This is a genomic window from bacterium (assembly GCA_028821235.1).
GTDB lineage: Bacteria > Actinomycetota > Acidimicrobiia > Spongiisociales > Spongiisociaceae > Spongiisocius.
The window spans coordinates 32,714-56,914 of the sequence record JAPPGV010000081.1 but is presented as its reverse complement, the minus strand read 5'-3'; the positions used below and the strand labels follow the sequence as shown (position 1 = coordinate 56,914).

Annotated in this window: 20 protein-coding genes; 5 read left to right on the top strand and 15 right to left on the bottom strand. The window is 67.1% G+C overall.

Annotated features, from left to right (window positions below; translation table 11 throughout):
* The first annotated feature begins 15 nt into the window (after window positions 1-15).
* Window positions 16-1,287, top strand: a complete 1,272-nt coding sequence (locus tag OXK16_09105) for a M24 family peptidase (GenBank protein MDE0376105.1) — start codon at window positions 16-18, stop codon at window positions 1,285-1,287.
* Here the strand turns inward: OXK16_09105 and OXK16_09100 are convergent.
* The 4 genes from OXK16_09100 to OXK16_09085 form a co-directional block, all read right to left on the bottom strand.
* Window positions 1,268-2,158 carry a CoA ester lyase gene (locus OXK16_09100; protein MDE0376104.1) on the bottom strand — a complete coding sequence of 297 codons (891 nt, stop codon included), beginning with the start codon at window positions 2,156-2,158 and terminating at the stop codon, window positions 1,268-1,270. The genes OXK16_09105 and OXK16_09100 overlap by 20 nt on opposite strands.
* Window positions 2,159-2,261: 103 nt before the next feature.
* Window positions 2,262-3,953: a PEP-utilizing enzyme gene (locus OXK16_09095; protein ID MDE0376103.1), complete on the bottom strand. Its 1,692-nt coding sequence runs from the start codon at window positions 3,951-3,953 to the stop codon at window positions 2,262-2,264.
* Window positions 3,954-3,955: 2 nt separating this feature from the next.
* The gene (locus OXK16_09090) at window positions 3,956-5,194 is read right to left on the bottom strand and encodes a Xaa-Pro peptidase family protein (protein MDE0376102.1); all 1,239 of its coding nucleotides are present in this window, start codon (window positions 5,192-5,194) and stop codon (window positions 3,956-3,958) included.
* 136 nt (window positions 5,195-5,330) lie between these two features.
* Window positions 5,331-6,332, bottom strand: a complete 1,002-nt coding sequence (locus OXK16_09085) for an alcohol dehydrogenase catalytic domain-containing protein (GenBank protein MDE0376101.1) — start codon at window positions 6,330-6,332, stop codon at window positions 5,331-5,333.
* 570 nt (window positions 6,333-6,902) lie between these two features.
* Here OXK16_09085 and OXK16_09080 point away from each other — a divergent pair.
* Complete coding sequence (locus OXK16_09080; protein ID MDE0376100.1) at window positions 6,903-8,219, top strand: DEAD/DEAH box helicase; 1,317 nt, start codon at window positions 6,903-6,905, stop codon at window positions 8,217-8,219.
* A 356-nt stretch (window positions 8,220-8,575) separates the two neighbouring features.
* Window positions 8,576-9,589: an LLM class flavin-dependent oxidoreductase gene (locus tag OXK16_09075; GenBank protein MDE0376099.1), complete on the top strand. Its 1,014-nt coding sequence runs from the start codon at window positions 8,576-8,578 to the stop codon at window positions 9,587-9,589.
* 8 nt (window positions 9,590-9,597) lie between these two features.
* Here the strand turns inward: OXK16_09075 and OXK16_09070 are convergent, their stop codons facing one another.
* From OXK16_09070 to OXK16_09050, 5 genes are read right to left on the bottom strand one after another with little or no spacing between them, the layout of a single operon-like run.
* Entirely contained in the window at window positions 9,598-10,986 is a 1,389-nt protein-coding gene (locus OXK16_09070; GenBank protein ID MDE0376098.1) for a dihydroorotase family protein, read from the bottom strand.
* Between the two features lie 39 nt (window positions 10,987-11,025).
* The gene (locus OXK16_09065; protein ID MDE0376097.1) at window positions 11,026-13,374 is read right to left on the bottom strand and encodes a xanthine dehydrogenase family protein molybdopterin-binding subunit; all 2,349 of its coding nucleotides are present in this window, start codon (window positions 13,372-13,374) and stop codon (window positions 11,026-11,028) included.
* The gene (locus OXK16_09060) at window positions 13,371-13,856 is read right to left on the bottom strand and encodes a (2Fe-2S)-binding protein (protein MDE0376096.1); all 486 of its coding nucleotides are present in this window, start codon (window positions 13,854-13,856) and stop codon (window positions 13,371-13,373) included. Before OXK16_09060 ends, OXK16_09065 begins: the two co-directional genes overlap by 4 nt.
* Entirely contained in the window at window positions 13,853-14,725 is an 873-nt protein-coding gene (locus OXK16_09055; GenBank protein MDE0376095.1) for a xanthine dehydrogenase family protein subunit M, read from the bottom strand. The genes OXK16_09060 and OXK16_09055 overlap by 4 nt, the downstream gene beginning before the upstream one ends.
* Before the next feature lie 20 nt (window positions 14,726-14,745).
* Complete coding sequence (locus OXK16_09050; protein ID MDE0376094.1) at window positions 14,746-15,147, bottom strand: Rid family hydrolase; 402 nt, start codon at window positions 15,145-15,147, stop codon at window positions 14,746-14,748.
* Between the two features lie 317 nt (window positions 15,148-15,464).
* Between OXK16_09050 and OXK16_09045 the strand changes: the two genes are divergently transcribed.
* On the top strand, window positions 15,465-16,550 hold the full coding sequence (locus OXK16_09045; GenBank protein ID MDE0376093.1) for an ABC transporter substrate-binding protein: 1,086 nt from the start codon (window positions 15,465-15,467) through the stop codon (window positions 16,548-16,550).
* Window positions 16,551-16,657: 107 nt separating this feature from the next.
* Here the strand turns inward: OXK16_09045 and OXK16_09040 are convergent, their stop codons facing one another.
* From OXK16_09040 to OXK16_09030, 3 genes are all read right to left on the bottom strand, one after another.
* Complete coding sequence (locus OXK16_09040; protein ID MDE0376092.1) at window positions 16,658-17,449, bottom strand: ABC transporter permease; 792 nt, start codon at window positions 17,447-17,449, stop codon at window positions 16,658-16,660.
* On the bottom strand, window positions 17,446-18,306 hold the full coding sequence (locus OXK16_09035) for an ABC transporter ATP-binding protein (protein ID MDE0376091.1): 861 nt from the start codon (window positions 18,304-18,306) through the stop codon (window positions 17,446-17,448). Before OXK16_09035 ends, OXK16_09040 begins: the two co-directional genes overlap by 4 nt.
* A 177-nt stretch (window positions 18,307-18,483) precedes the next feature.
* Window positions 18,484-19,680 carry a M20 family metallopeptidase gene (locus tag OXK16_09030; protein ID MDE0376090.1) on the bottom strand — a complete coding sequence of 399 codons (1,197 nt, stop codon included), beginning with the start codon at window positions 19,678-19,680 and terminating at the stop codon, window positions 18,484-18,486.
* Window positions 19,681-19,749: 69 nt separating this feature from the next.
* Here OXK16_09030 and OXK16_09025 point away from each other — a divergent pair, with 69 nt between their 5' ends.
* A complete protein-coding gene (locus OXK16_09025) occupies window positions 19,750-20,562 on the top strand; it encodes an amidohydrolase family protein (protein MDE0376089.1) in 813 nt (270 codons plus the stop codon).
* Between the two features lie 46 nt (window positions 20,563-20,608).
* Here OXK16_09025 and OXK16_09020 read toward each other — a convergent pair whose 3' ends face one another.
* The 3 genes from OXK16_09020 to OXK16_09010 form a co-directional block, all read right to left on the bottom strand.
* A complete protein-coding gene (locus OXK16_09020; GenBank protein ID MDE0376088.1) occupies window positions 20,609-21,376 on the bottom strand; it encodes a glucose 1-dehydrogenase in 768 nt (255 codons plus the stop codon).
* Window positions 21,373-22,173: an SDR family NAD(P)-dependent oxidoreductase gene (locus OXK16_09015; GenBank protein MDE0376087.1), complete on the bottom strand. Its 801-nt coding sequence runs from the start codon at window positions 22,171-22,173 to the stop codon at window positions 21,373-21,375. Before OXK16_09015 ends, OXK16_09020 begins: the two co-directional genes overlap by 4 nt.
* A 179-nt stretch (window positions 22,174-22,352) precedes the next feature.
* A complete protein-coding gene (locus tag OXK16_09010; GenBank protein MDE0376086.1) occupies window positions 22,353-24,167 on the bottom strand; it encodes an AAA family ATPase in 1,815 nt (604 codons plus the stop codon).
* Window positions 24,168-24,201 lie beyond the last annotated feature (34 nt).

Here is a 24,201-nt window from a genome sequence, read left to right as displayed (position 1 = left end):
CAAGGAGGGGACACGATGAGCCTGTACGAGCCGACATACATGGAAGGCACCCTCGGGACCATGGCGGTCGATTGGGAGGAGCGGATCAACATGGCCCGCATGCGCGATGAGCGCAAGGCACGGGCACAGCAGCATATCGCCGAGGCAGGGTTGGGTTCTGTGCTGCTGCTGGACGACCCCAACATCCGCTACGTGACAGGGTTGGCCATGCTGGGAGGTTCGGGGGCCGATCACTACAGCTTCCTGACCGCCGGCGGGGATGTGGTGCACTGGGACACCGCCGACCACGCCAGCAACGAGCGGGCCAACTGTCCATGGCTGCCGGACATCCGCTATGCCGCACCCGGTCTGGGCAACGTTCCGCGCGCCAGCGGGTCTCCCTCGGCTCGGGAGTTCCTGGCCGACACGATGGCGGACCTCATCGTCGAGGCGGCCCACGATTACGGCGTCCATCGGGATCCGGTCGGGATCGACTCCACCCAGCCGGGGTTGGCGGCCAAGCTGAGCGAGCGGGGGCTCGACATCCGCGCAGGCGCGGCGGACGCTCTCCATACCGCCCGCCAGACCAAGACCCGTGACGAGGTCGAGTGCCTTCGGGTGCTATCGGCGATCTGCGAGGCCGGGTTCATGGCCATCAAGAAGGCGGCCGAGCCCGGCGTTCCGGAGCAGGAGGTCTGGGGCGCAGCCGTGGAGGCCATCCTGCGGAGGGGCGGCACCGTGGAGGGCGGATACCTGACCAGTGGTCCCAACACCTGGCCCAAGCATCAGGCGAACACCACCGACCGGATCCTTCGCCCCGGCGACATCATGTACGCCGACTTCTACAGCGCCACCTTCCAGGGCTACCGGTCGTGCTACTACCGCACCTTCTCCATCGGGAAGCCGAAGCAGCGTTCCCATGATGCGTACCGGCGGGCGCGGGATTGGATGTATGACGTGATCGAGGCCATCCGCCCCGGCGTGACCACCGGTGAGGTGGCGATGCACTTCCCTGACCGTGAGGGCGAGCGCATGGACTGGTACGGGGCCGAGCACTATTGGCAGATGACCACGAACCAGTGGGCGCATGGTCTGGGGCTCCAACTCTACGAACGTCCCCTGATCTGGAGGGGGATCTCGGTGGATCACCCGATCGAGATCCTGGAGGGGATGACGATGGCCGTCGAGACCCAGGAGCCCGACGGCCGTTACGGGATGCGGGTGGAGGAGATGATCGTGGTCCGGGAGAAGGGCGCCGAAGTCCTCACCCGCTGGCCGGTGGACGATATCACGGTAATCGACTACTAGAGCGCGCCCGGGCTAGGACTGCTCGGGCTGTCCTGGCCACTGCGCGATCCACCATCCGGCCGTCGACGGCCACCGAGCCCGTCCCCTCTGCTTCGGCCCGGTCGAACGCCTCCAGGGCCGCACGATGGCGGGCTACCTCGTCGGGAGTGGGCGTGAAGACCTCGTTGATCACCTCCACCTGAGCGGGATGGATGGCGAGTTTGGCTACGTACCCCGAGCGGCGGGCCAGCCGACTCTCGGTGCGTAGCGCCTCCTGATCGCGGTAGTCCATGAACACGCCGTCTATCGGATGCGGGATGCCGGCTGCTCTCGCGGCGAGGAGCACGCGGGATCGGGCATAGGCCAGGCCCGTTCCCGCCGGTTCCCACTCCACTCCGAGATCGGCCACCAGGTCGCCCTGCTCGCCGCTACCGAACATGACCGCCTGGACGCGCCGGCAGCCATCCAGGATCTCGACCGCGTTCAGCACTCCCTGCGCGGTCTCGATCATCGGTATGAGGGTGATCGAGCCCTCAGGCCGTCCGGCTGCTGCCTCCAGCCCGCTCAGGGCGCCGCACGCCTTGAGCATGACCTCCCTGTTGGCGGCCTTTGGAATGATCACGCCTTCGGCTCCTGCCTCTACGGCGGCCACCAGGTCCTTCCACATCGCCTCCGAGCCGAAGCCGTTGATGCGAACGAAGTGGGGGAGGGCGCTGTCGGGCCCGGGCCAGGCGGCGAGGTTGGCGCGGGCGGCGTCCTTGGCGCCGGCGGCCACAGCATCCTCCAGGTCGACGATCACCGCGTCAGCGTCCGACCTCGCGGCCTTGATGATCAGATCCGGGCGGTCCCCAGGGGCGAAGAGCATGGAACGGACCGCATCGATAGCCGGCATCCTTCTCCCGTCGTCGGGTCGGTGTGGTGAGCTAGCCGGCGCGATTGCCGGCTCGGGTTTCCAGCCTACCGGTTGGTGGTCACGCTCGAACGGCGGCGTCTGCTCAAGAGGCCGGAAGTGCGTGCACGCGACCGCGGCTTCCGTCCACAGCCACGACCAGATCCTCTTCCCGACCCGAACATCGGGATCCAGCCTCGGCCCACGCTTCGATGTCCGCCCCGCACACGGCAGGGACCCCGAGCCACTCAGCGACTTCGAAGAGATGGGCGCCGGGACCGCCGTCGGAGGTGATGAGACCCGCCGCATTCCATAGCAGGGGCGCCAGATTGCCGATGGGTTGGCGTGCCGCGATCACGCTCCTTGGGCTGAGCCGGGCGGCATCGTCTGCGGTTCGGACGGATATGAGGCGCCCCGCGCCCCATCCCGATGCCGCAGGACGGCCGGAGATGCTGTTGCCCTGGGAAACGGCGACGCCGTAGATGAACGGGTCCCATCGGGAGAGACCGATCCGCCCGCTCAGTCCTTCCGGCCCGCGTTCCGGTTCGTCAAGGGTGCCGGGGTCCACATACCACATCCACCCCGGAGACGGGATCACTCCCGTGCCGGTGAGGGACACTGCCAGTTCCGCCAGCCTCCGGACCTGTGACGCCGCCTCGGCAGGATCGACCGGTCCGGAGCGCTGGATGAGGTCTAGGAGCGACGACGGATCACCCCGGCCGAGGGCTGACCAGGCTCGTTCCATGGGAGCGTCGCTCCCGATCCCACTCCAGCGTTGTGCTGTGAGTGCGGCCGCACCCCGGCGTAGGTCGGCGGCAATCTCCGCAGGGGCTCTGGACGCGCCCTCATCAGCGATGGGATCAGGGAGATCGATGCCGATCGCCCATGGCCAGACCCAGCGTTCGCCCACCGGGCCCGGATAGCGGACCATCATCCGGACCAGGCGGCGGAGGTACGGGTCTCCTCCTCCCAACGGTCGGGGCGCCGGCGGCGTAACGGCCCCCTCTCGGACGCGAGCCGCCGGCTGTGCCTGGAGCAGGTAGATGTCGCCGTTCCAGCCCTTCGCCCACTCGATGTGGCGACAACCCAGTCGCTCGCTCGCCTGCCGCGCCAGGAGGGCGACGCGGCCCAGGTCGGAGTTCCACCGGGAGCCGTCCCCGGCTTGGACCGTGCCGTCTCCGGCTACCACCGCCACCTCGCCCGGCTGCCGGCCGGCGCGGATGGCTCCCGGGTGTCCCGGCGTCACCACCACCGTGACCTTGCCCGTCTCTCCCGCCGTGGCGGTCCCGCCGCAGGCGGGCGCCAGTTCAGGCTGTACGAGGACCCCCATCCCGATGTCGCCCGGCTCCATGCCGGCGATCTCCGCCCTCCTCAAGGCCTCCGGGTTGAAGATGGATGCCCAGCACCCGATCACCCCGACGGCCACCTCGTCGGGTCGGAGGCCCACATAGGTTGCGAAGGCGCCAGCCCAGATCCCCTCGGCCTCGGCGCGGCTGGAGGATCGCACCACCAGGCTCTCTCCCACCTTCCCGGCGGCCGAGGCAAGTTCCGAGGCGAGGCTTGCGGCCCCGTGGCCGAAGACGGCGGTTCGGGCTGCTCCGGAGTTGCGCCGGGACCCGAGCACGGCAACCCCTTTTCCGACGGCGGCGGCGGACGCAGCCACCGGCACCACGAAACCGTCGAGAACCGGCAAGCCCTGCCTCCGAGCCTCTGCAAGCCGGGCTGCCTTGGCGCCGACCAGAGCGGCGTTCCTTGCCTCGGCGTCGTCGAGCCACACCAACCGGGCTGCCCGGGGCATGGTCAGTCCACGACGATGATCTCGTGAGACTTGTAGGTGGAGACCATCTCGATTCCGGTCTCCGTCACGTAGAGCATCTCCTCCAGACGAACGCCGAACTCGTGGAGCTTTCCGTGCTGGGTTTCCAGGGCGAAGGTCATGCCCGGTTGGATCTCGACGGGATGGTCCAGCGACCAGATGCGTGAGATCACCGGTGGGTCGTACTGGGCCAGGCCCAGCCCGTGCCCCCAGAGGTTGGCGGCAGCCTGGTCTTCCTCCTCGTATCCCCAGGCCTCCTGCGCGCTCGGCCACTTGGAGGCGACGTCTGCGGTGGTGACACCCGGTCCCGTGGCCTCGATGGAATCCCAGAGCCATCCGTGAGCCTCGTCGTAGACCCGCTGCATCTCGGCGGTCGGCCTGCCCCCCACGCAGTAGGTCCGGTACACGCAACTCTTGAACCCGTTCCAGGTGAGGGCGGCGAGGTCGACGATGACCAGTTCTCCGGGACGGATCATCCGGTCCGAGAAGTTCCGCCAGTTGGGCCAGGCATTGGGACCGGACGACACGATCACGTCTTCCACGTCCTCCATGCCCGGAATGGAGTACAGCTTCTCGAACCCGAATGCCGCCACCTGGTTCTCGGTCATTCCCGGCTTGATGAAGTTGGTGATCTCGTAGTGGATGTAGTCGCAGATCGAACCCACCATGGAGAACGCCTTGACCTCGTCGGGGCTCTTGATGGCGCGGGCCTCCATCATCGGGCTCATTCCGTCGGTCCATTCGATCCCGTGCCGCTCGAAGGCCTGTACCAGGTTGATGTCGATGAAGTCGACTCCCAGAGGCTCGTCCTTGACTCCGGCCGCCTCGAGATCGCTGATGAGGGACCGAGTGAACTTGTCGACCTGCTGGGTGGAGGCAGGGCCCACCGCGCCCTTTATCCAGGCGTAGGAGTACCGGATGTTCTCCTTGGGGATCCACGGACTGTGTACTTCCAGATGGAATCCGATGTCACCCTGCTCGTAGACGATCGGAGGCCGGTCCCTTATCAGCACCACGTAACGGAGTCCGGGCTTGAGGCGGTTCCACCCCGGGGTGAGCGTGGACGACACGTAGCGCATGTTCTCGTCGTAGAAGAGGAGCATGGCGCCCAGGCCGTGGCGCTTCATGGCCTCGTGGGCCCGCGCCAACCGCCACTTGCGGACCGCGTCCCAGTTGATGCCTTCCTTCCAGTCCGTGCTCAGGACCCCGAAAGCCTCCCGCATATCCTCTTCTCTGGTCGATTGGTCGGGATCATACCGATCACCTCCCGGCAGACCGCCTGGCAGGGGCGGGACAGCTTGACCCGCGGTGTCATGACATGGGAGTTCCTGGTCGACAAGCGGCCCGGCCGTGAGGGAGCTAGCGCGTCAGGAGGACCTTGAGGTGGTTCCCGCTCCTGGCTGCGGCGAAGGCGGCGGAGGCTTGCTCCAAGGGGAAGCGGGCGGTGATCAGCGGGGCGAGTTCCATCCGGCCCTGCTCCGCCATGCGGATGGAGGTGTTGTAGTCGGCAGGCCGGGCGGCTCTCGGGAAATGCAAGGTGAGCTCCTTGAGGTACAGCTGGTAGAACGGCAGCTTTCCCCCTCTACCGGTCACCGTGCCATAGACGACCACATGGCCGCCGTACCCGCATAGCTCGATCGCCTGGAGAACCGTGGCCTCGGTTCCCACAGCCTCCACCACCAGATCGGCGCCCCTGCCATCTGATATCTCGGTCACCGCCGCGACCGCCTCGTCCGGGGTGGCCACGGCATGAGCGCCCAGACTTCTGGCCAGATCCAGCTTCCGTCGCGACCGGGTGACTCCGATGACACGGCCCGCACCTCTTGCTCTCAGCAACTGGAGGTGCAGGAGACCGGACACTCCCAGGCCGACCACCACCGCCAGCGTCTCTGACGAGACCGGGACGCTCTCCTGGGAGTGGACGACCGTGCCCAGGACCTGCAGGAGTCCGGTGTCGTCCAGGGCGATTTCTTCGGGCACCGCATGGAGGAATCGTTCCGGGACCCCGATGGTCTCCGCGAACACACCGTCGAAATCCCGCCCCAGCAGCCCACCGCGGCGGCAGAGATGCGTCTGGCCGTTCTCGCACAGGTAGCAGGCGTCGCAGTTCACGCTCGGATTCACGAGCACCCTGGTTCCAGCAGAGAGCCGCGCTCCGGATGGGGTCCGCTCTACGGTTCCCACCACCTCATGGCCGAGGATCCGGGGATAGCGGGTGGGCATGGCGCCATCCAGGATCTTCAGGTCGGTCCCGCAAATCCCCGCCCGCTCGAGCCGGACCGCCACCGTATCCTTCTCGCTCCGGCAGGGAACATCCACTGTATCGAGCGTTCCGGGCCCCGTGGCAACGACCGCCCTCACGCCTTACCCCTCACGACCAAGCACTCGATGGTCTACCTACCGGCCGTAGGGCCATTCCAGCACCATCTGACGCGCCACGGCGAAGCCTTCGGCGCAGGTCGACCAGGTCCGGGTACAGGTGCTGGACGGCTGCTCGGAGGTCGCGCACGGTGCCGCATGCTACCCGCTGCGCGATCCGGGGGGCCGGAGCCGTAACATGGCGGGCAGGCCGGCGAGGAACGGATGGAGTTCACTCTCTCCCACGTTCGTCAGGCGTTGCGCAGGGCGCGCTGCCGAGGACCGGGCGAGGGTGACGTCGCCACAACATTCACTTCCGCCAATAGCGAGGCAACTCGATGCTCCCGCGTCCGGTGGTCATCGCGGTCGGGACGGCGCTCCCAGATGTGGTATCCTCGTCCGCGATCCGGCTACTAGGCCGGTTGGTGGGTTCGCAGACGGGTCTTGGTTCTTCCAGTCATCGTGAACCAATCCTGAGAAGACCGCTCTTCTTTACCGCCCCATCGAGGCATCGCCGCATCGAGGCGCCACCGAACCCATGAGAAGCCCGCGTCACGCGGGTCAAGGAGACCAATGCCCCCCACATTCGCCCAACTGGGCGTACCCAAACCCATAGGCCAGGCTCTTGCCCGGCGCGGTATCACCCGACCGTTCGAGATCCAGACAGCCACTCTGGCCGACGCAATTAGGGGCCGCGACGTGTGCGGTCGCGCTCCCACCGGCTCGGGCAAGACTCTGGCCTTCGGGATTCCCCTCGTGGCCAGAGTAGGCCGTGCCGAACCGCGCAGGCCCAAAGGGCTCGTGCTGGCCCCTACCCGCGAACTCGCCGATCAGATAGCAACCGAGCTTCGTTCCTTCTCTGGGAAGGTCCGCGTGGCAGTCGTCTATGGCGGCGTGGGTTACGGCCCCCAGGTCAGGGCCCTCCGCAGCGGCGTAGACATACTGGTGGCGTGCCCCGGGCGCCTCGAAGACCTGATCCATCAAGGTGTGGCCGAGCTCTCCGCGGTCGAGATCATCGTCATAGACGAGGCCGACCGCATGGCCGATATGGGGTTCATCCCCGCTGTCCGGCGCTTGCTCGACCAGACCGCGGCCAAGCGGCAGACGATGTTGTTCTCCGCCACGCTGGACCGCGAAGTCGCCTCACTAACCCGCGACTACCAGCACCGCCCTGTACGGCACGAAATAGGACAGGGGACGCCCGACGTCGTCGATGCGGACCATGTGTTCTGGCATGTGGACAGGACGAACCGTATCGAGGTCAGTGCCCGCACGATCGATGCCGCGGGACCCACGATCGTCTTCTGCCGAACCCGCCGCGGCTCTGATCGGGTAGCCCGTCAACTCAGTCGGACAGGCATCCTGACCGCGGCGATCCACGGCGGGCGGAACCAGAACCAGCGCACCAGAGCGCTGAAGGATTTCGCTTCCGGAAGGGTGCAGGCGCTGGTCGCTACCGATGTCGTCGCACGAGGCATCCATGTCGAGGATGTCAGCGCCATCATCCACTACGACCTTCCCGCCGATCACAAGGCCTACCTCCACAGGTCAGGCCGCACCGCCCGAGCCGGCAAGGACGGCATCGTGGTCTCGCTCGTCCCACCCGATCAGGTCGGAGATCTCCGACACATGCAACGCCGGCTGGGACTGCGGCAGCCGGTCACCGATGTGGACCTCACCGCCATCCAGCCGCTCGATGGGAGGGTCCGCCGTCGCAAACCCCGCAGGGCTCCCGTCGATCCGAGCCGGCAACCCGCGGCCCGCAGGAGGCAAAACGGAGGTCCGGGACGTCCGACCAGCAGGAGCCGGTCTCGTCACCCGCGCAGCAACCGCCAACGGCCGGCATCCAAGAATCGCAACAGGCGGGCACCGGCCCGGGCGAGAAGCTGACCTGAATCCCGCCGGCGCGCCTGACTCTCAGCGGGTCGCCTCGAGGCGGCGCCCGACCGCGCGTCCGGCGCGGGCGCCCATGGGTGGGGTGTTGACCTGTTCGTTCCTGTAACGGTTAACTCTGGACCGTCTCTCCGGTTGTCCGAGTCGGGGGTCCTGTTTGATCGAAGGCGGGCCGGCCCGCGTCGGGGTGTCACCGACTAACGGATCAGGACACCATGGCTAATCTCATGGTGAGGGTGGCCGGGCCGTGGCCGCCTCTCACGTCCACACCAGAGAATCGAGATCGGAGAACCATGGCGTCCAAGCAGCCGCATTTCGGTGTGCGAGTCACATGCGCAGGTCCCTTGTCAGGGGTGGACGCTCTCCACCGTTCGTCGGTGGAGGCCGACCGCCTCGGTTTCGAAACCCTCTGGGTCCATGACTATTACGTGTGGAACCAACTGCTCGACTCGGTGCATATCTCGTGCGGTTCCCGGGAGACCTTCTGGGAAGCCGCTGCTCGTGACGACTACCAGCCTCTGTTCATGGAGTCGTTGACCAACCTGGCCTACATCGCCGGGATCACGGAGAACATCCGCCTCGGCCTGGCGGTCCTGTGCCTGCCGTACCGGGAGGCGCTGGGAACGGCCAAGCAGATCGCCAACATCGATGTCCTGAGCAACGGCCGGCTCGAGTTGGGGATCGGCCAGGGGGCCCCGAAGAGCACCCACAACGTCGAGTTCGAGGTGATGGGCATCTGGCGGGGCAGCAAGGTTCGTCACACCCGAGAGGTATTCGAGGCCATGCGCGAGGTCTGGACGCAGGACAAGGCCACCTTCCGCGGCGAGTTCGCCAACTTCGAGGATGCCGAGGTTTATCCCAAGCCGGTTCAGAAGCCGTACCCGCCCATCTGGATCGGCGGATCGGCGGAGAAGTCGCTGGAGATGATCGCCGACTATGCCGACGGGTGGCTGTCATTCTGGATCACCCCGCCCCAGTTCCCGGCGGCCATCGCCGACATCCATCGGCGCATGGAGGCTCGAGGTCGTGATCCCGAGAAGTTCACCGCCGGCACCGAGATTCAGGTGTACCTGGCCGACACCATGGAGCAGGCCAGGGCCGAGGCGGAGCCCACCATGCTGGCCTTCGAAGAGGGCTACGCAGGAACCACCGGCCATCACCTGTCGCCGGAGGAGCGCACCGACACACTCGACGCCATCTGGGCGGCATCCCTGATCGGGTCACCTGATGACGTGAGTGAGGAGATCGGCCGCTACATCGAGTCGGGTTGCACCGCCTTCGAGATGAAGTTCATCTACCACACGCTGGATCATCTGATCGAGCAATGGACGCGGTTCCAGGAAGAGGTGGCCCCCAACTTCGCGTAGGCGGAGCCTCAGGACGCGACCGGACCTACGAACTGCCCGTATCCGGGTTTCCCGGTCACCACTCCGTCGCGGGCCACGATGGCGCCCCGCACGGTGGTCAGGATCGGAACTCCCTTGAGCGTCTGGCCTTCGTACCCGGAGTATCCGGCTTTCGAGAGCACCTCGTCCCGGGTGACCGTGTGCTCGGCGTGGTAGTCGATCACCACCAGGTCGGCGTCCGATCCCACCTCGATGGTGCCCTTGCGCGGGTACAGGCCGAAGCGTCGAGCCGGATTGTGCGAACCGATCCGCACCACGTTGTCGAGGGAGATGAGGCCCCGGTGCGAGGAGTCCAGCAGCTTCATCAGGTAGTGCTGGAGCTGCGGGGTGCCGGTGGGAGTGGCCCACATGTTGTCCCAGCCGGTGGATTTCTCCTCCAGGGTATGGGGGGCATGGTCGGTTCCGAGCACGTCGATGGTGCCGTCGGCGATCCCCTCCCATAGCGATGCCCGCCACTCCGGCTTGAGGCACCGCCCGATCGCCAGGGGACCCATGGGAGCGATCTCGTCCCAGTCGCTGTGGAACAGCCCGAATGCGTTGACCTCGGAGGTCACGTCCTGCCCGTCGGCCTTGGCTCGGCGGATGAGCTCCACGGTCCGATCCGACATCATGTGGAGCACGTGCAGCGGTCCACCCACCCCGCGGTTGAGCTCGATCAGCGTCGCCACCCCGCTGTTCCAGACCATCCCGTCATACATCCACTCGGCCTTGGAGTACGACTCGGGATCCATCTTGCCGGCCTCGAAGTGGGCGTGTTCGATGATCCCCAGCACGGCCTGGTCGTTGGGATGGACCATCAGTGGTCGGCCGGTCGCTCCCACCGCTTCCATGATGCGAACCAGATCGTCGTGCTTGTGAACGCCCAGGCCGGGCATGTGCGGGTAGCTGCGGGCGGCGTCGACCACCATGAAGACCTTGAAACCGAGCGCTCCCATCGCCGCCATCTCGGCCACCGCCTCCACGTTGGTGGGGGAGGGGTTGTGGTTGAAGTCGACCACGGCCCGCCGGGACTGGTCCTCGATCAGGGCCCCGTAGAGCTCCGGAGTGGTGGTGGGCGGGTTGACGTTGGGCATCCCGACCGTGGTGGTCACGCCGCCCGCCGCCGCTCCCCGGGTGGCGCTGGTGATGTCTTCCTTGTGGGTGAAGCCGGGATCCCGTTGGTGGGTGTGGGTGTCGATAAAGCCCGGTATCACCAGCCGGTCAGTAGCGTCTACGACCTCCGTCGCGTCTACCGGGGATGCCCCTGCCGGCCGTAGCTCGGCGATCTGCTCGCCCCGGACCAGGATGTCCGTCCGGTCGGTGAATCCCTGGGCGGTCCAAACGGAACCACCGACGATGGCAAGATCGAATGCGGGCATGCAGGGCTCCTTGACGGTCCGGCGGGATGTGCTCCCACCTTAATTTCCGGCCGGGCCGGCCACCTGCCCGGCCTCTGCTGCCCGGATCAGCTCCACCAGGCGCTGGGGGGTGATCGGTAGCTCGTTGATCTCGATCCGCACCGGTCGGAGTGCGTCCACGATCGCGTTGGCGATGGCGCCGGGTGCGGAGGCGGTCGAGCCCTCCCCGGCCCCCTTCACGCCCAGAATGTTGAGCGGGGTGGGATGGGGCCGGTGGATCACCTCGATGTCGGGGACGTCCGCGGCGGTGGGGAGCAGGTAGTCGATGAAGGTTCCCGACAGGAGTTGTCCATCCCCGTCGTACACCGCTTCCTCCAGGAGGGCGTTTCCGATCCCATGGGCCACCCCGCCGTGTTGCTGGCCGTCCACCACCATCGGGTTCAGCACGGTGCCGCAGTCGTCCACCACCACGTAACCGGTCAGGCTGACGACACCGGTCTCCCGGTCCACGGTCACCGATGCGACGTGGGTTCCCGATCCGAAGGTGACCGTGGGGGGCACGAACTCGTCACGCGCACTCAGCCTGGATCCGTCACCGTCGTTGCGGTCGCGGGCGGCGGCCAACTCGGGGAACCCCAGCGCGATGCCGGGCACGCCCCGGGGACTCACGAGGCCGTCCCGGATGTCGAGGTCGGCCGGGTCGCATTCGAGAAGTTCGCCCGCCAGCTCGAGGATCTGTCGCCGCAGCTCGATAGCCGCGCTGTGGACGACCGAGCCTGCCGTGACGGCGCTCCGGCTTCCGAACGTGCCGCCCCCTCGCTCCAGGAGCCCGGTGTCCCCGAAACGGGTCTCGATGCGGTCATAGGGAACACCGAGGGCGTCGCCTGCCACCTGGGCCAGGGTGGTGGCATGGCTCTGGCCGTGCGGGTTGGACCCGCAGGTGAGTACCACTCTGCCCGAGTCGTCGATCTCAAGGCGGGCGGTCTCGTGGGGACCCAGTCCGGTGGCCTCCACATGCGACGAGATACCGATGCCGCGGGCGCGGTTGCCCTCACCGGCTCCGCCGATCGACCTGCGCTTCTCCCAGTATCCGGAGGCTTCGAGCGCGGTGCGGAGCTGGTCCGGGAAGTCGCCCGAGTCGTACACCATGGGCGCTCCGTCCCGATACAGCATGCCCATGTCCCGCGGCATCTCACCGGCGGGGATCAGGTTGCGCCGCCGCAATTCCGCCGGGTCGACACCCAGGTCGTCGGCGGCCATGTCCACCAGCCGATCGAGCACGAAGGTGGCCTCCGGGCGCCCGGCGCCCCTTACCGGCGTGTTCCGGGTCTTGTTGGTGAGGACGCACAGCCCTTCCGCATCGAAGTGGTCGATGGCGAACTGGCCCCGGGCGTGGGAGGCGATGTTGAACGGCAGGGTCAGGCCGAAGAGGTTGGCCGAGCCGCAGTCCTGGACGATGCGCAGGCGGAGGGCCCGGAACCCCCCCGAGAGGTCGTAGGCCAGCCGGGCGTCGATGATCTGGTCGCGGGAGTGGCGGGCGTTGCCCAGGTTCTCGCGGCGGTCCTCCAGCCACCGGACCGGCCCCTCCAGCGCTCGGGCGGCGAACGCCACCAGTAGCTCCTCCGCATATATGCCCCCGCCGAAACTCCCGCCCATGGCGGGCGCCACCACCCGTAGATCCTCCTCGCCGCACCGGAGGAAGTCGGCCAGGTAGGAGCGGAGGAGATGGGGTATCTGGGTGGTGGACCAGACCGTCAGCGGCTCGGAACCGGTGGCCGGTACGCCCACCGCGCCCCGGTTCTCGATGGGTGATCCCACCGAGCGGCCGATCCGGAATCGGCCGCTCACCGTTCGATCGGCCGCTGCTGCGGCGCGACCGGGATCACCGGCCCTGATCCGGAACGACGCCTGGACGTTGCCGGGCACGTCGGACGCTACCGGATCGGCGCCGGGTGCCATGGCTTCGAGCGGGTCGACGATCGGGTCCATCGGCTCGTAGTCCACCTCCACCAGTTCTGCGGCGTCCTCGGCGGTCGCGCGATCGGTGGCTACGAGGAGGGCCACCGGCTCACCCACCCGTGACACCCGTCCGGAGGCGAGGATCGGCTCCCGGTATGGCCCCAGGAACACGTCGTGACGCTCCACGAAGGCGGGCGTTAGCGAGTAGAACTGGCGGGTCAGAGCAGGCTCGACGTCCACGAGATCCTCGGCGGTGAACACCGCAACCACGCCGTCGGCGGCGAGCGCGGCGGTCGGGTCGATCGACAGGATACGGGCCCTGGCGAACGGACTCCTGATGACGATCGCCTCGAGCAGGTCCCCGAACGCCAGGTCGGCCAGGTACCTGCTCTGCCCTCGGAGGAGCCGTTCGTCCTCGCGCCGGGCCAGTGGCTTCCCGACCTGCCTCATGGCGCGGCCTGGCGGCGGACGAGGTCCTTCACGGCGGCGACGATGTTGTGGTAGCCGGTACATCGGCACAGGTTCCCTGACAACCGTTGCCGGATGGCTTCGGAGTCGTTCGCGGGCGCCTCGTCGAGGTACTCGATCGTGGTCAGCAGGAAGCCCGGCGTGCAGAACCCGCACTGGAGCGCATGGTGCTCGGCGAAGGCCTGCTGGACGGGATGCAGACGCTCGCCCTCTGCGGCCAGACCTTCCACCGTGGTGACCGACCGGCCCTGAGCCTGGACCGCCAGCAACGTACATGAGCGGGCCGTCCGGCCGTCAAGGAGCACCGTGCACGCTCCGCACACTCCGTGCTCGCACCCGAGATTGGTCCCGGTGAGGCCCAACTGGTCCCGCAGTGCCCCGGCGAGAGTCTGGCGCGACTCCACCTGAACCGACACAGCGGCACCATTGACGGTCAGGCGGATCGTGTGCAGCTCGAAGGTCATGGCCGCTCCAGCGCCCGGCGATAGGCACGCTCCACGGCGCGGCGGGTCAACACCCGGGCCAGGTGCCGCTTGTAGTCCTCGCTCCCGTGCAGATCGGCTACCGGATCGGTATCGGAGGCGGCCGCCTCGCCGGCTGCTTCCAGGTCCTTGGCCGACGGGACGCTGCCGGCCAGGAGGGCTTCGGCCCGCGCGGTGCGGATAGGCGTGGACGCGGCGCCGGCCAGGGCAATCCGGACGCTCTCGATCGCCTCGTCCGCCACCGTGACCGCGGCCGCCGCGCCGACCACGGCGAAGTCTCCGTGGCGCCTGGCTACCTCCTCGAATGCGGAACCGGTGCCCGGTCCGGGCATGTCCAGGCGCACTTCGGTCAGTATCTCGTCGGGAGCCAGGCAGCTGGCCATCCATCCGGTGGCGAAGTTCTCCGCCGCCACGCTGCGAGTGCCGCGGGGTCCGGCGACCATTACTCGCGCTTCCAGTGCCAGCGCGACGGCGAGCCACTCCGCCGCGGGATCGGCGTGGGCAAGGCTCCCGCCGACCGTGCCGACGTTGCGGATGGCGGCGTGGCCCAAGACGTCGAGGGCCTCCGCCAGCATGTCACACCTGGATGTCAGCCGCTCGTCGAATTCGATGGCCCGATGGGTGACCATGGATCCGATTGTCAGCCGGTTGCCGTCAAGGCGGTAGCGGCCGAGTTCCGCGATGTTACGTAGATCGATCAGGACCGCCGGTCTGACCAGGCGGAACGCCATCAGCGGCAACAGGCTCTGACCACCGGCCAGTATCTTGGCCTCCTCCCCGTACCCGCGCAGGAGCGAGAGTGCCTCCTCCAGAGAGTCCGGGGCGAAGTATCTGAAAGGCGCCGGCCTCACCGGCTACTCCGGGGCACGGATCACGAACCCCCGATTCGGGCGATCGCCTCCATCTCGATCATCTGCCTGGGGTCGAACAGGCGCTCGATCTGCACCAGCGTGGAGGCCGGCCACACGTCGCCCCAGCGCTCGCGCCACACGGGCTCGATCACGCCCCATAGCGTGATGTCCGTGACGTAGGTCCGGATCTGGACCACGTCGTCCATGGTGGCGCCGGCGGAATCCAGTACGTTGGCCATGTTCACCAGCACCTGGCGCGCCTGGGCCGCCATGTCGTCGACGCCCACGATCGTTCCGTCAGCGGTCCGGGAGGTCAGCCCGCTCACGTACAGGGTCGAACTGTCCGGCTCCGCGGCGATGATCTGGGCGAAGCCGTCGATAGGAACGTGGTAATTAGGGCTGTTGATCGCCTTCCGGCCCACTTAGACCTCCTCTTTCGCATCCGGCCACCGTTCGGGGGGCGAGGATTCGCCGACCGGGCGGCGCCCGCGATCGAGGAGGGTACTGAAAAGTGTCCAGTTGGCCCGCAGGTCGGCGACGAACCCCCGGATCACAAGATCGCGGGCCAACCAATCCCCGTCTTTTTCAGCACCCTCCTAGCGGCGACCCTTCGCAGGTTAGCCCCGATCCTCATTCCCGAAGATCGTCCGGGTGGATCAAACCCGGGACGTCCCGTTCCGTTGAGCGGTGTACGCTTCGGGGACCGATACACCGATCGCCGACCCAGGGAGGGTGGTATATGACAAGGATTTCGAGACGGACGGGTCTGGTGGCAGCGCTTCTGAGCCTCGCACTCGTAGCGGCCGCCTGCCAAGGGGACGATGCCGAATCGTCCGGCGCCGGTTGCGCGGTCGACGGCGAGTTGCGTGAGACAACGTTCCTCCTTCCCTTCCCGTTCGCCGTACCCTTCTACTCGATCTTCGTAGCGGAGTCGCTCGGCTACTACGAGGAAGAGGGCATCTCGGTCAACATCGAGTTCGCCGACGGCAGCGCGTCGGTGGTTCAGCAGGTGGTGGCCAACAATGTGGAGTTCGGTCTGGCCGACCCCGGCCCGATCGTGGACGCCGTCGCTCTGGGCGAAGACCTCAAGGTGGTCTTCGTACTCCAGAACCGGCTCATCTACGCACTGGTGACGCCCGCAGGATCGTCCTTCACCACTATCGAGTCTTTCGCCGGTCAAACCCTCGGTGTGTCGGAGGCCACCGCCGGCGAGGTCCCGTTCTTCGAGAGCATGCTGGCGGCCGCCGGCATCGACCCGGAGGCGGATGTGGAGATCATCGAGACCGGGGCCGGCGGGACAACGGCCGCCGCCTTCGACAGCGACCGGATCGTGGCCTACTTCTCCGACTACTTCAACGTGATCGAGTTGGGCTTCGAAGTTGACCTGAACGAGTTCGATCTGGGCGAGTTCGGGTTGCTCAACGGCGCCAGCATCGTGGTCCAGCAAGAGCTCATCGATAGCGATCCCGGCCTTGTCGAGTGCTTGCTGCGGCCGATCGCCCGGGCGGCGGAGTACACCCACGCCGATCCGAGAGCCGGCCTGGACGCGATCGCCGCCTCCCGCCCCGATCAGGTGGGCGATCCCGAAGGGTTCGACAAGCTGGCCATCGAGGAGAGCATCAAGCGGCAGCTGCCGTACGAGGACTCCGGCAACCGGCTGGGTTGGAACCGTCCGGATTCGTGGACGGCCTACATCGACCTGCTGGCATCACGGGGCACCCTCGGCGATGGCTTCGATCCCACGTCGGTGTACACCAACGAGTTCATCGACACCATCAACGACTTCGACAAGCAGGCGGAGCGGGACGCCGCCACGTCGGCCTGATCGGCCGTCAAGCCGAAGCACACGGAAGGGCCGCCATCCGGCGGCCCTTCCGCTTACCCAGGTCGGAACCGTGGAGGAATTCGTGGACGGTTCGGCCGGCCGGACCGCTACTGGAGGCGCTGCATCCTGGTGGTCGCCGACCAGAAGATGACCTTGCGCTCCGTGTAGGCGATCAGCGAGTAGAGCAGGTAGGCGAGGACGGACACGACGAACAGGAAGGCGAACAGCCGGGCGGTCTCGAGCCGTGCCGCCGCGAACTCGATCTGGAACCCCAGCCCGTCCTGGGCGCCGGCGAACTCGCCGATGACCGCCCCGATCGCGGCGAAGGCCATGGCGGTGCGGAGCGAGGCGAACACGAACGGGGCGGAGCGGGGGAGCTTGAGCCGCAGGAACGTCTGCCAGCGGGAGGCCCGGATCGACGCCATCAACTCCAGTTCCTCCTCCTCGGTGGATTGCAGGCCGGTGACCGTGTTGACGAACACCGGGAAGAAGCAGATGACCGCCGCGATGAGGATCTTCGGCATCGCCCCGAATCCGAACCAGATCACGAACAGGGGGGCGATGGCGATCTTGGGCGTCGAGTTGAGGGCGATGGTGTAAGGGATCACGATCCGGCGCGCGGTGGCGAACTCGGCGACCAGAGAGCCGATCACGATGGCCGTTCCCGAACCCAGCAGGAACCCGAACACGATCTCGTACAGCGTGATCCAGGTGTCCTTCCAGTAGGCCAGGTTGCTGAACAGGTTGGTTATCACGAACCAGATGGCCGCCATGATCGAGGAGGGCGCCGGCACCACGATCGGGTTGACCCCGCCGCTCCGCGACACGTACTCCCAGACACCCAGGATCACCACCAGGGAGGCCAGGAACGTCAACGCCGACTTGGCCCGCTCGCTCACAGGGGGCGTCCCATGCTGTCCTTGGCCAGCTCGAGCAGGGAACGGGCTTCCCGGATGTACACGTTCAGCTCGTCAGAAGCCAGCAGGTCCTCCGAGCGGTCCTTGCCCAGCGGGACGGCCACCTCCCCGGCGATCTTGCCCGGGCGCGGTGTCATCACCACCACCCGGTCGCCGATGAATGCGGCCTCGAGCGGGTTGTGGGTGACCAGCAGGGCGCTCCGATTCTGCTGGATGATGATGCGCCTGAGCTCCAGGTCCATGTACTCGCGCGTCATCTCGTCCAGCGCCCCGAACGGCTCGTCGAGCAGGAGCACCTTCGGTTCGCCCATCAGCATCCGGCAGATCGCGACCCGCTGCTGCATGCCACCCGACAGTTCCCACGGATAGCGTTGCTCGAAGCCCTGGAGTCCTGCCAGGGCGATCAGGTCGTTGGCCCGGTCGAGGAACTCCGACCGCTTGGCGCCGTGGGTGCGCACGGGCAACAGCACGTTGTCGACCACCTTGAGCCACGGGAACAGGACGGGCTTCTGGAACATCATGCCGGTGAGTTCGCCCGGCTCGGTCACCGGAACACCGTCGACGAGGATCCGCCCGCCGGTGGCCGGGTAGAGGCCGCCGATCATCTTCAGCAGGGTGCTCTTGCCGCAACCGCTCGGCCCCAGGAGGGCCACCACCTCGCCTTGGTCGACGCGCATGCTGATGTCATCCAGCGCCAGGAGCGCCTGAGGCGTATCCTCGTTGTAGATCTTGGTGACGCCGTCTACGAGCACGGCCGGATGCCCTGCCCGACCGTCACCGGACGGGTCGGTGCCGTCCGTTGCGGGCTTCGGAGCTCTCTTCGGACGGAAGCGAACCATCAATCCCGTTCTCTACTGGTCGGCTTCAAGACTCTTTCCGACGTCCGGTAGCGCAATGTGTACGTGGGGCTGTTCACCCGCGAGAGTGTAGAGCCGGGAGGGAAACGTCCTGCCACTTGAAGCCGTCCCGACCGCGGCATGTACTGCTACGCCGCGCCGGTTCAGCGGCGTTGTCTCCTACTCCTCGCTCATCGCGCGCGAGAGGGCCACTGCGGCGTGCAGAGCCGTGCCGCTGATCATCGCCTCCTCGTCGAACACGGCCCGGTTGGAGTGGAGGCCGGCTGCCCGGCCCGGTTCCAGCTGGGGAGGGCACGCCCCGAGGAACGACATGGTCCCGGGTACCTCCTGCAGCACGAATCCCCAGTCCTCGGCGCCCATGAACGGCGAATCCATCCATACCACGTGGTCGTCGCCCAACGTGTTCCGGGCCACGGTGTCCACCCAGGTGGTGTGGTCGGGGTCGTTGACGGTTACGGGATATCCCAGGTCGATCTCGACCTCGGCCTCCACGCCGTGGGCCGCGGCGATGTTCGGGGCCACCCGTTCGATCAGGGCGTGAAGTTGGAGGCGGGTGCTGTCGGAGACGGCTCGGATCGTTCCGACCAGCAGGGCGGTCTCGGGGATCACGTTGTGGGTGGTCCCGGCGTCGACGGTGGCAAAGGTGATCACGCCCGGATCGAAGACGTTGATCCGGCGGGTGATGGCGGTCTGCGTGGCGAGGACGATCTCCGCGGCCACCGGAATCGGATCGTAGGAGAGGTGGGGGGCGGAGGCGTGGCCTCCCTTGCCCCGGATCGTGACCCGGACCTCGTCGTCCGAAGCGAGTTGCGGGCCCTTGCGGTGGAGCACCATGCCGGTGCGGGTCCAGGTGTTGACGTGGATGGCGAAGGCGCCCGAGGGCCGGTCTTCCGCCGTGTCGAGCAGACCCTCCTCGAGCATGAACCGCGCCCCGGCGAAGCCTTCCTCGCCGGGCTGGAACATGAACAGCACCGTGCCTGCCAGGTCGGACTTCATGGAGGACAGCACCCGGGCCGCCCCGACCAGCATGGCGGTGTGCAGATCGTGCCCGCAGGCGTGCATGAACCCGTCGTGGAGGCTGGCGAACTCCAGGCCGGTCTCTTCCGTCACCGGGAGGGCGTCCATGTCGGCCCGGAGCAGGGTGACCGGGCCGGGGTGGTCACCCTCCAGTACCGCCACGATCCCGCTGGTGGTCTGGTGCGCCACGATGTCGAGGGGTAGGCCTTCGAGTGCTTCGAGCACGATCCGGCGGGTCTCGGGGAGGTGGTTGCCTCGCTCGGGGAATCGGTGGAGCATTCGGCGCAGGTCGACCAGGTCCGGGTACAGGTGCTGGGCGGCTGCTCGGAGGTCGGGCACGGTGCCGCATGCTACCCGCTGAGCGATCCGCGGGGCCGGAGCCGTAACATGGCGCGCCGGAGGTGACGGTTGATCGTAGACGGACATGTGCATCTCAGTGACGATCCGGATCCGACCAGAGGCTGGCCTCCGTTCACAGCCGACGACCTGATCTCCATCATGGACGAGAAGCTCCCGATACCGGGTGGCTCCCGGGTGATCGACCGGGCGGCGGTCATGCCGATGTTGGGTCCCACCCAGCGGGCCGATCTCAGCTTCCGTGAGCAGCACAGGCCGGTGATCGAAGCGGTTCGCAAGTACCCCGACCGGCTCGTGGGGACATTCATGCTCAATCCTCATCTGGGTGTGGACGCCGGCCTGGCCGAACTGAGGCGGCTGGTGGCCGAGGACGGGTTTCGCATGGTGAAGCTGCACCCGACCGCTCACGCCTACTGGCCCAAGGCCCGCGAATTCACCGATCCGGTTCTGGAGGAGGCCGCTCTGCTGGACATTCCGGTCCTGATACACACGGGCGATCCACCGTTCGCGGTCCCGGCACTGATGGAGCCCTTGGCCGCCGACCATCCGGGCACGACGGTGATCCTGGCTCATCTCGGGACCCAGAAGATCGGGTACGCGGACGACGCCATCAATGTGGCTCGCCACTGCGACAACGTGTACCTGGAGACCGGGTGGGGCCATCAGCCGAGGGTTGCCGAAGCGGTCCTCGCGATCGGCGCCGGCCGCATGGTGTTCGGCAGCGACTGCCCGGTGCAGGATCCATACAGCCAGCTACGCATAATCGAGACCCTCACCAGGGACGGTCCGCTCGGGATCAACCTGAGCGAATCGGACATGGAAGCCATCATGGGGAACAATCTGGCCCGGCTCTTGCATCTCTGAGCATTCGACGGATGACTCCTCGGTCCCGGACGGACGGGAGGAGGCGTCAATGGAGGACGGATCCTCCGTTCACGGCGATCAACTGGCCGGTCACGAAGTCCGAGTCCGCAGACGCCAGGTAGAGCATCGTGCCGGTGAGGTCGTCAGGTGTCTCGGCCCTGGGAAGCGCCCGCCGGGCGATGCTCCGCACCGGCGCATCCCCACCGAGGCGGAGAGCTGATTCGGTCTCGGTGAAGCCGGGCGCCACCGCGTTCACCCTGATCCCGTCGGGTCCCAGCTCGTGCGCAAGGGTTCTGGTCAGCGCCCAGATCGCGCCCTTAGAACCCACGTAATGCGCCATTCCGGGCACTCCCGACAACACCAGATCGGAGGACATGTTGATGATCTTTCCGTATCCGGCCTCCCGCATACCCCCGGCCACGGCTCGGACCATCAGCCACAGGCCCTTTACGTTGACGGCCATCGTCCGATCCCACTCCGCTTCGGTGATCCTGTCGAATGGCTGCCGGCGAAGCCCTGCCATATCGGCGGCGTTGTTCACCAGGATGTCGACCGTGCCGACTGTCCTCCGGGTGCGTTCGGCCATGCGGGCCACGCTCTCCGCATCCGCCACGTCGGTCCGGATGGCCAGCGCCCTGCCTCCGTTACCGAGGATGGAGTCGGCCACCTCATGGGCCAGGTCACCCTGGATGTCGGCGATGACCACCCAGGCCCCTTCGTCGGCGAACCGCTCGGCCACCCTCCTGCCGATTCCCTGGGCCGCTCCGGTCACGATCGCCGTCCGGCCCTCCAGGGCGCCGCCTGCGGTCGTCATATGGCCGTCCAGCCGCCGTCGTGGGTCATGACCGCCCCGCTCACGAACCGGGAGGCGTCACTGGCCAGGTAGAGGACCAGGGGAGCGAGCTCCTCGGCGGTGGAGGCTCGCTGGAGCGGTATCCGCTCGTGGATGGTGCGCCGGAGGCTCGCCTCCTGTTCGGGGGTGGCGAAGTTACCGGCCCGCTTGCTCAGGTTGGTGCCGAGGTGCCAGCCGGGGGCTACGGCGTTGGCGCGCAGCCCGAACTCCCCGTAGTCGGCCGCGGTCTGGAGGGTGAGTCCGATCATGCCTGCCTTGGAGGCGGCGTATCCGGCCTGGGAGATGACGTCCGGATGGAAGCCCCGCATCCCGAGCACCGAGGCGATGTTCACGATGGACGGGCTCTCGGTGGCCAGCATCATCGGTATCAGCGCTCGGGTGCACAGGAACGCGCTCCGCAGGTTGACCGCGATCACGTCGTCCCACTCCTGGACGGGGATGTCGGCCACCCGCCTGGACGGAGGGGAGTTGCCGGCGTTGTTGATCAGCACGTCCAAGCCCGGGCCGGCCTCCGCCAGCCGTTCGGACATCGCCTCGACAGCGGTCGCATCCGCCACGTCACATTCGATCGCCCAGGCCCGGCCACCGCCCCCTGATACGAGCGAGGCGGTCTCCTCGGCGGCGGACCGATCAATGTCGACCGGGATGACCTCGGCGCCGGCCTCGGCCAGGATCCGGCAGAAGGCCCTACCGAACCCCCCACCGCCACCGGTCACCAATGCACGCCGCCCGGCCATCGAGAACCGCTCTTCAATCACGTCAGACGCCCTCCTGCCACAGCCGGCCCGACGATCCTAGGAGATGGGGCGTGATCTCCAAGATCGAATCGATTCGATCTACCAAATCCGATCACTCCGCACATCGGCGTCACACGAAACTGCAACCTACTTGACAGGATTGGCCGACGAGCTAACTGTTCCCGAGTGGCGAGTTCGTCCTACGTTCGCGCGGCGTTACGGAGGGCGGGCCCGATCTTGCCATGGCCCGAGTAGGTGATCACCAACTCGTCCATTGCCCTCGTCATGCCCACGTAGACGAGCCGCTTGGCGGCGTCCGTCTGCTCCCCCTCCGGTACATCATGGGCGTAGACCTGGTTGACGCCGCCGATCACGATCCGGCTGAACTCGAGCCCCTTGAGGCCGTGGATGGTCGACACCCGGACTCTGTCGTGGACGCTCATGGCCAGGTCCCTGCGGTCCTCGGAAGGCTTGCGGTCCTTGTGCTGGATGTGGAAATAGGGAAGGTTCTGTCTCCGGCACTCGTCCCACAGCTCGTCCTGGAGGTCCCGGTGTCCGTACATGACGGCGATGTCCTTGGCATCGACCCCTTCGGAGAAGAGGCGCACCACTTCGGAAGCCATGGCCCGGGCTTCGTCCCGAAGGTTCCCGCACTCGAGAACTCTGGGAGCGGGTCCTTGCCGGTAACTCGCCTCGGGTCGGATCAACCACTCCTCCTCGGGTCTCCCGGTTGATCGCCCGGTTGCGGATCCATCCAGGAAGTCCCAGGCGAGATCCAGGATCTGTCGCGTGTTGCGGTAGTTGCGCCGGAAGATCGTGGTGCGTCCGCGGGCGGTCATCTCGGGCGGGTTCCACGTCATGCTCCGCCTGTAGACGTTCTGGGCGCTGTCCAGCGCCAGGACGAGGTGCCCGGCCTGGTAGGAGCGTAGATCGAGACTGGTGGGCTGGAGGTTCCGCCGCGACGCCTTGAGCATCGCGTATGCCAGGTCGAGGCCGGCATGATCGAAGTCCTGGGCCTCATCGACCATGACGATGTCGTACCGGCGGGAGTCGGGCAGCCGGTTGGCGGCTCCGACCGCCCGCCGCCTTTGCTCCTCGAAGTCGAGCCTGCCCGGCCTGCCGGGCCTTCCTGCCAGGCGGTACGCCAGCCGGTCTACGTTCCTCACGGTGATGCGGTCGCTCCGGCCGACCATCAATTCGAGGGCGTTGGCCAGCAGCCGGTTGTAGCACAGCACCAAGATGCGGTAGTTCGGGGAGGTGTCATGCAGGAAGCGGGCCCGGTGGGTCAGCACCAGCGTCTTACCGCTCCCGGCCACACCGCGCAGCATCCGGTACCCCCAGCCCATATGCTCGGCCAGCCTTTCCTGCCGGCGGTCCATGACCCGGATGATGTCCTCCGGAGCCACGTCGGGTTCCTGGAACAGGGGCAGGGTTTGGCCGCGCTCCGGTTCCGACCCGAGCACCTGCGGATCGATGACCACGCGAGGGTTTATCTCGGCGCGTACCCGGTTCTCCTCCTGCTCGCTCAAAGGAGAGGCGACCTCGGCCCCCAGCATCCGCCTGATAGACGCACGCATGCGGGTCTCGTTCATATCGGATCCCAGCAGGACGGCCTGGTTGTCGGAAGGCTCGAATCCATCGACCGGCCGGTCGTGGTCGGGAAACGCCACCACATGGCAGACCGGCAACGAACGGACCAATGACCGGTCGATCCGGGATCGCAACTCTCCGGCGCGCTCGGCGATGTCCTCCCTTATGGAGACGATCGTCTCCTCTCTCAGGACTTGGCGCATCCAACGGGGCCTCCGGCCCGGTCTGGGCGTCCGTGGCGCTTCCAGGAGAACGATCCCGGCGCCCGGGTCCAGCACCAAGAGGTACGGCGGTTTGTCATCCTTCGCCTCGAGCCAGACAGTGGTCTCGTCGGGCAGGAAGTCGCGCGCCGCCCGCGCCACATGCCGGAGCCGATCGGGCACGCTGGACCGGCTGGGAATGTTCTCGGGGATCAGGAACGCCATGGGTCGGACATCTTACGAGGATGCCTGCTCCGGA

Excerpts from the sequence above, each read along its gene's own strand:
- OXK16_09105 (MDE0376105.1), top strand. The coding sequence starts at position 16 with ATGAGCCTGTACGAGCCGACATACATGGAAGGCACCCTCGGGACCATG.
- OXK16_09100 (MDE0376104.1), bottom strand. The coding sequence starts at position 2,158 with ATGCCGGCTATCGATGCGGTCCGTTCCATGCTCTTCGCCCCTGGGGAC.
- OXK16_09095 (MDE0376103.1), bottom strand. The coding sequence starts at position 3,953 with ATGCCCCGGGCAGCCCGGTTGGTGTGGCTCGACGACGCCGAGGCAAGG.
- OXK16_09090 (MDE0376102.1), bottom strand. The coding sequence starts at position 5,194 with ATGCGGGAGGCTTTCGGGGTCCTGAGCACGGACTGGAAGGAAGGCATC.
- OXK16_09080 (MDE0376100.1), top strand. The coding sequence starts at position 6,903 with ATGCCCCCCACATTCGCCCAACTGGGCGTACCCAAACCCATAGGCCAG.
- OXK16_09070 (MDE0376098.1), bottom strand. The coding sequence starts at position 10,986 with ATGCCCGCATTCGATCTTGCCATCGTCGGTGGTTCCGTTTGGACCGCC.
- OXK16_09065 (MDE0376097.1), bottom strand. The coding sequence starts at position 13,374 with ATGAGGCAGGTCGGGAAGCCACTGGCCCGGCGCGAGGACGAACGGCTC.
- OXK16_09060 (MDE0376096.1), bottom strand. The coding sequence starts at position 13,856 with ATGACCTTCGAGCTGCACACGATCCGCCTGACCGTCAATGGTGCCGCT.
- OXK16_09045 (MDE0376093.1), top strand. The coding sequence starts at position 15,465 with ATGACAAGGATTTCGAGACGGACGGGTCTGGTGGCAGCGCTTCTGAGC.
- OXK16_09035 (MDE0376091.1), bottom strand. The coding sequence starts at position 18,306 with ATGGTTCGCTTCCGTCCGAAGAGAGCTCCGAAGCCCGCAACGGACGGC.
- OXK16_09020 (MDE0376088.1), bottom strand. The coding sequence starts at position 21,376 with ATGACGACCGCAGGCGGCGCCCTGGAGGGCCGGACGGCGATCGTGACC.
- OXK16_09010 (MDE0376086.1), bottom strand. The coding sequence starts at position 24,167 with ATGGCGTTCCTGATCCCCGAGAACATTCCCAGCCGGTCCAGCGTGCCC.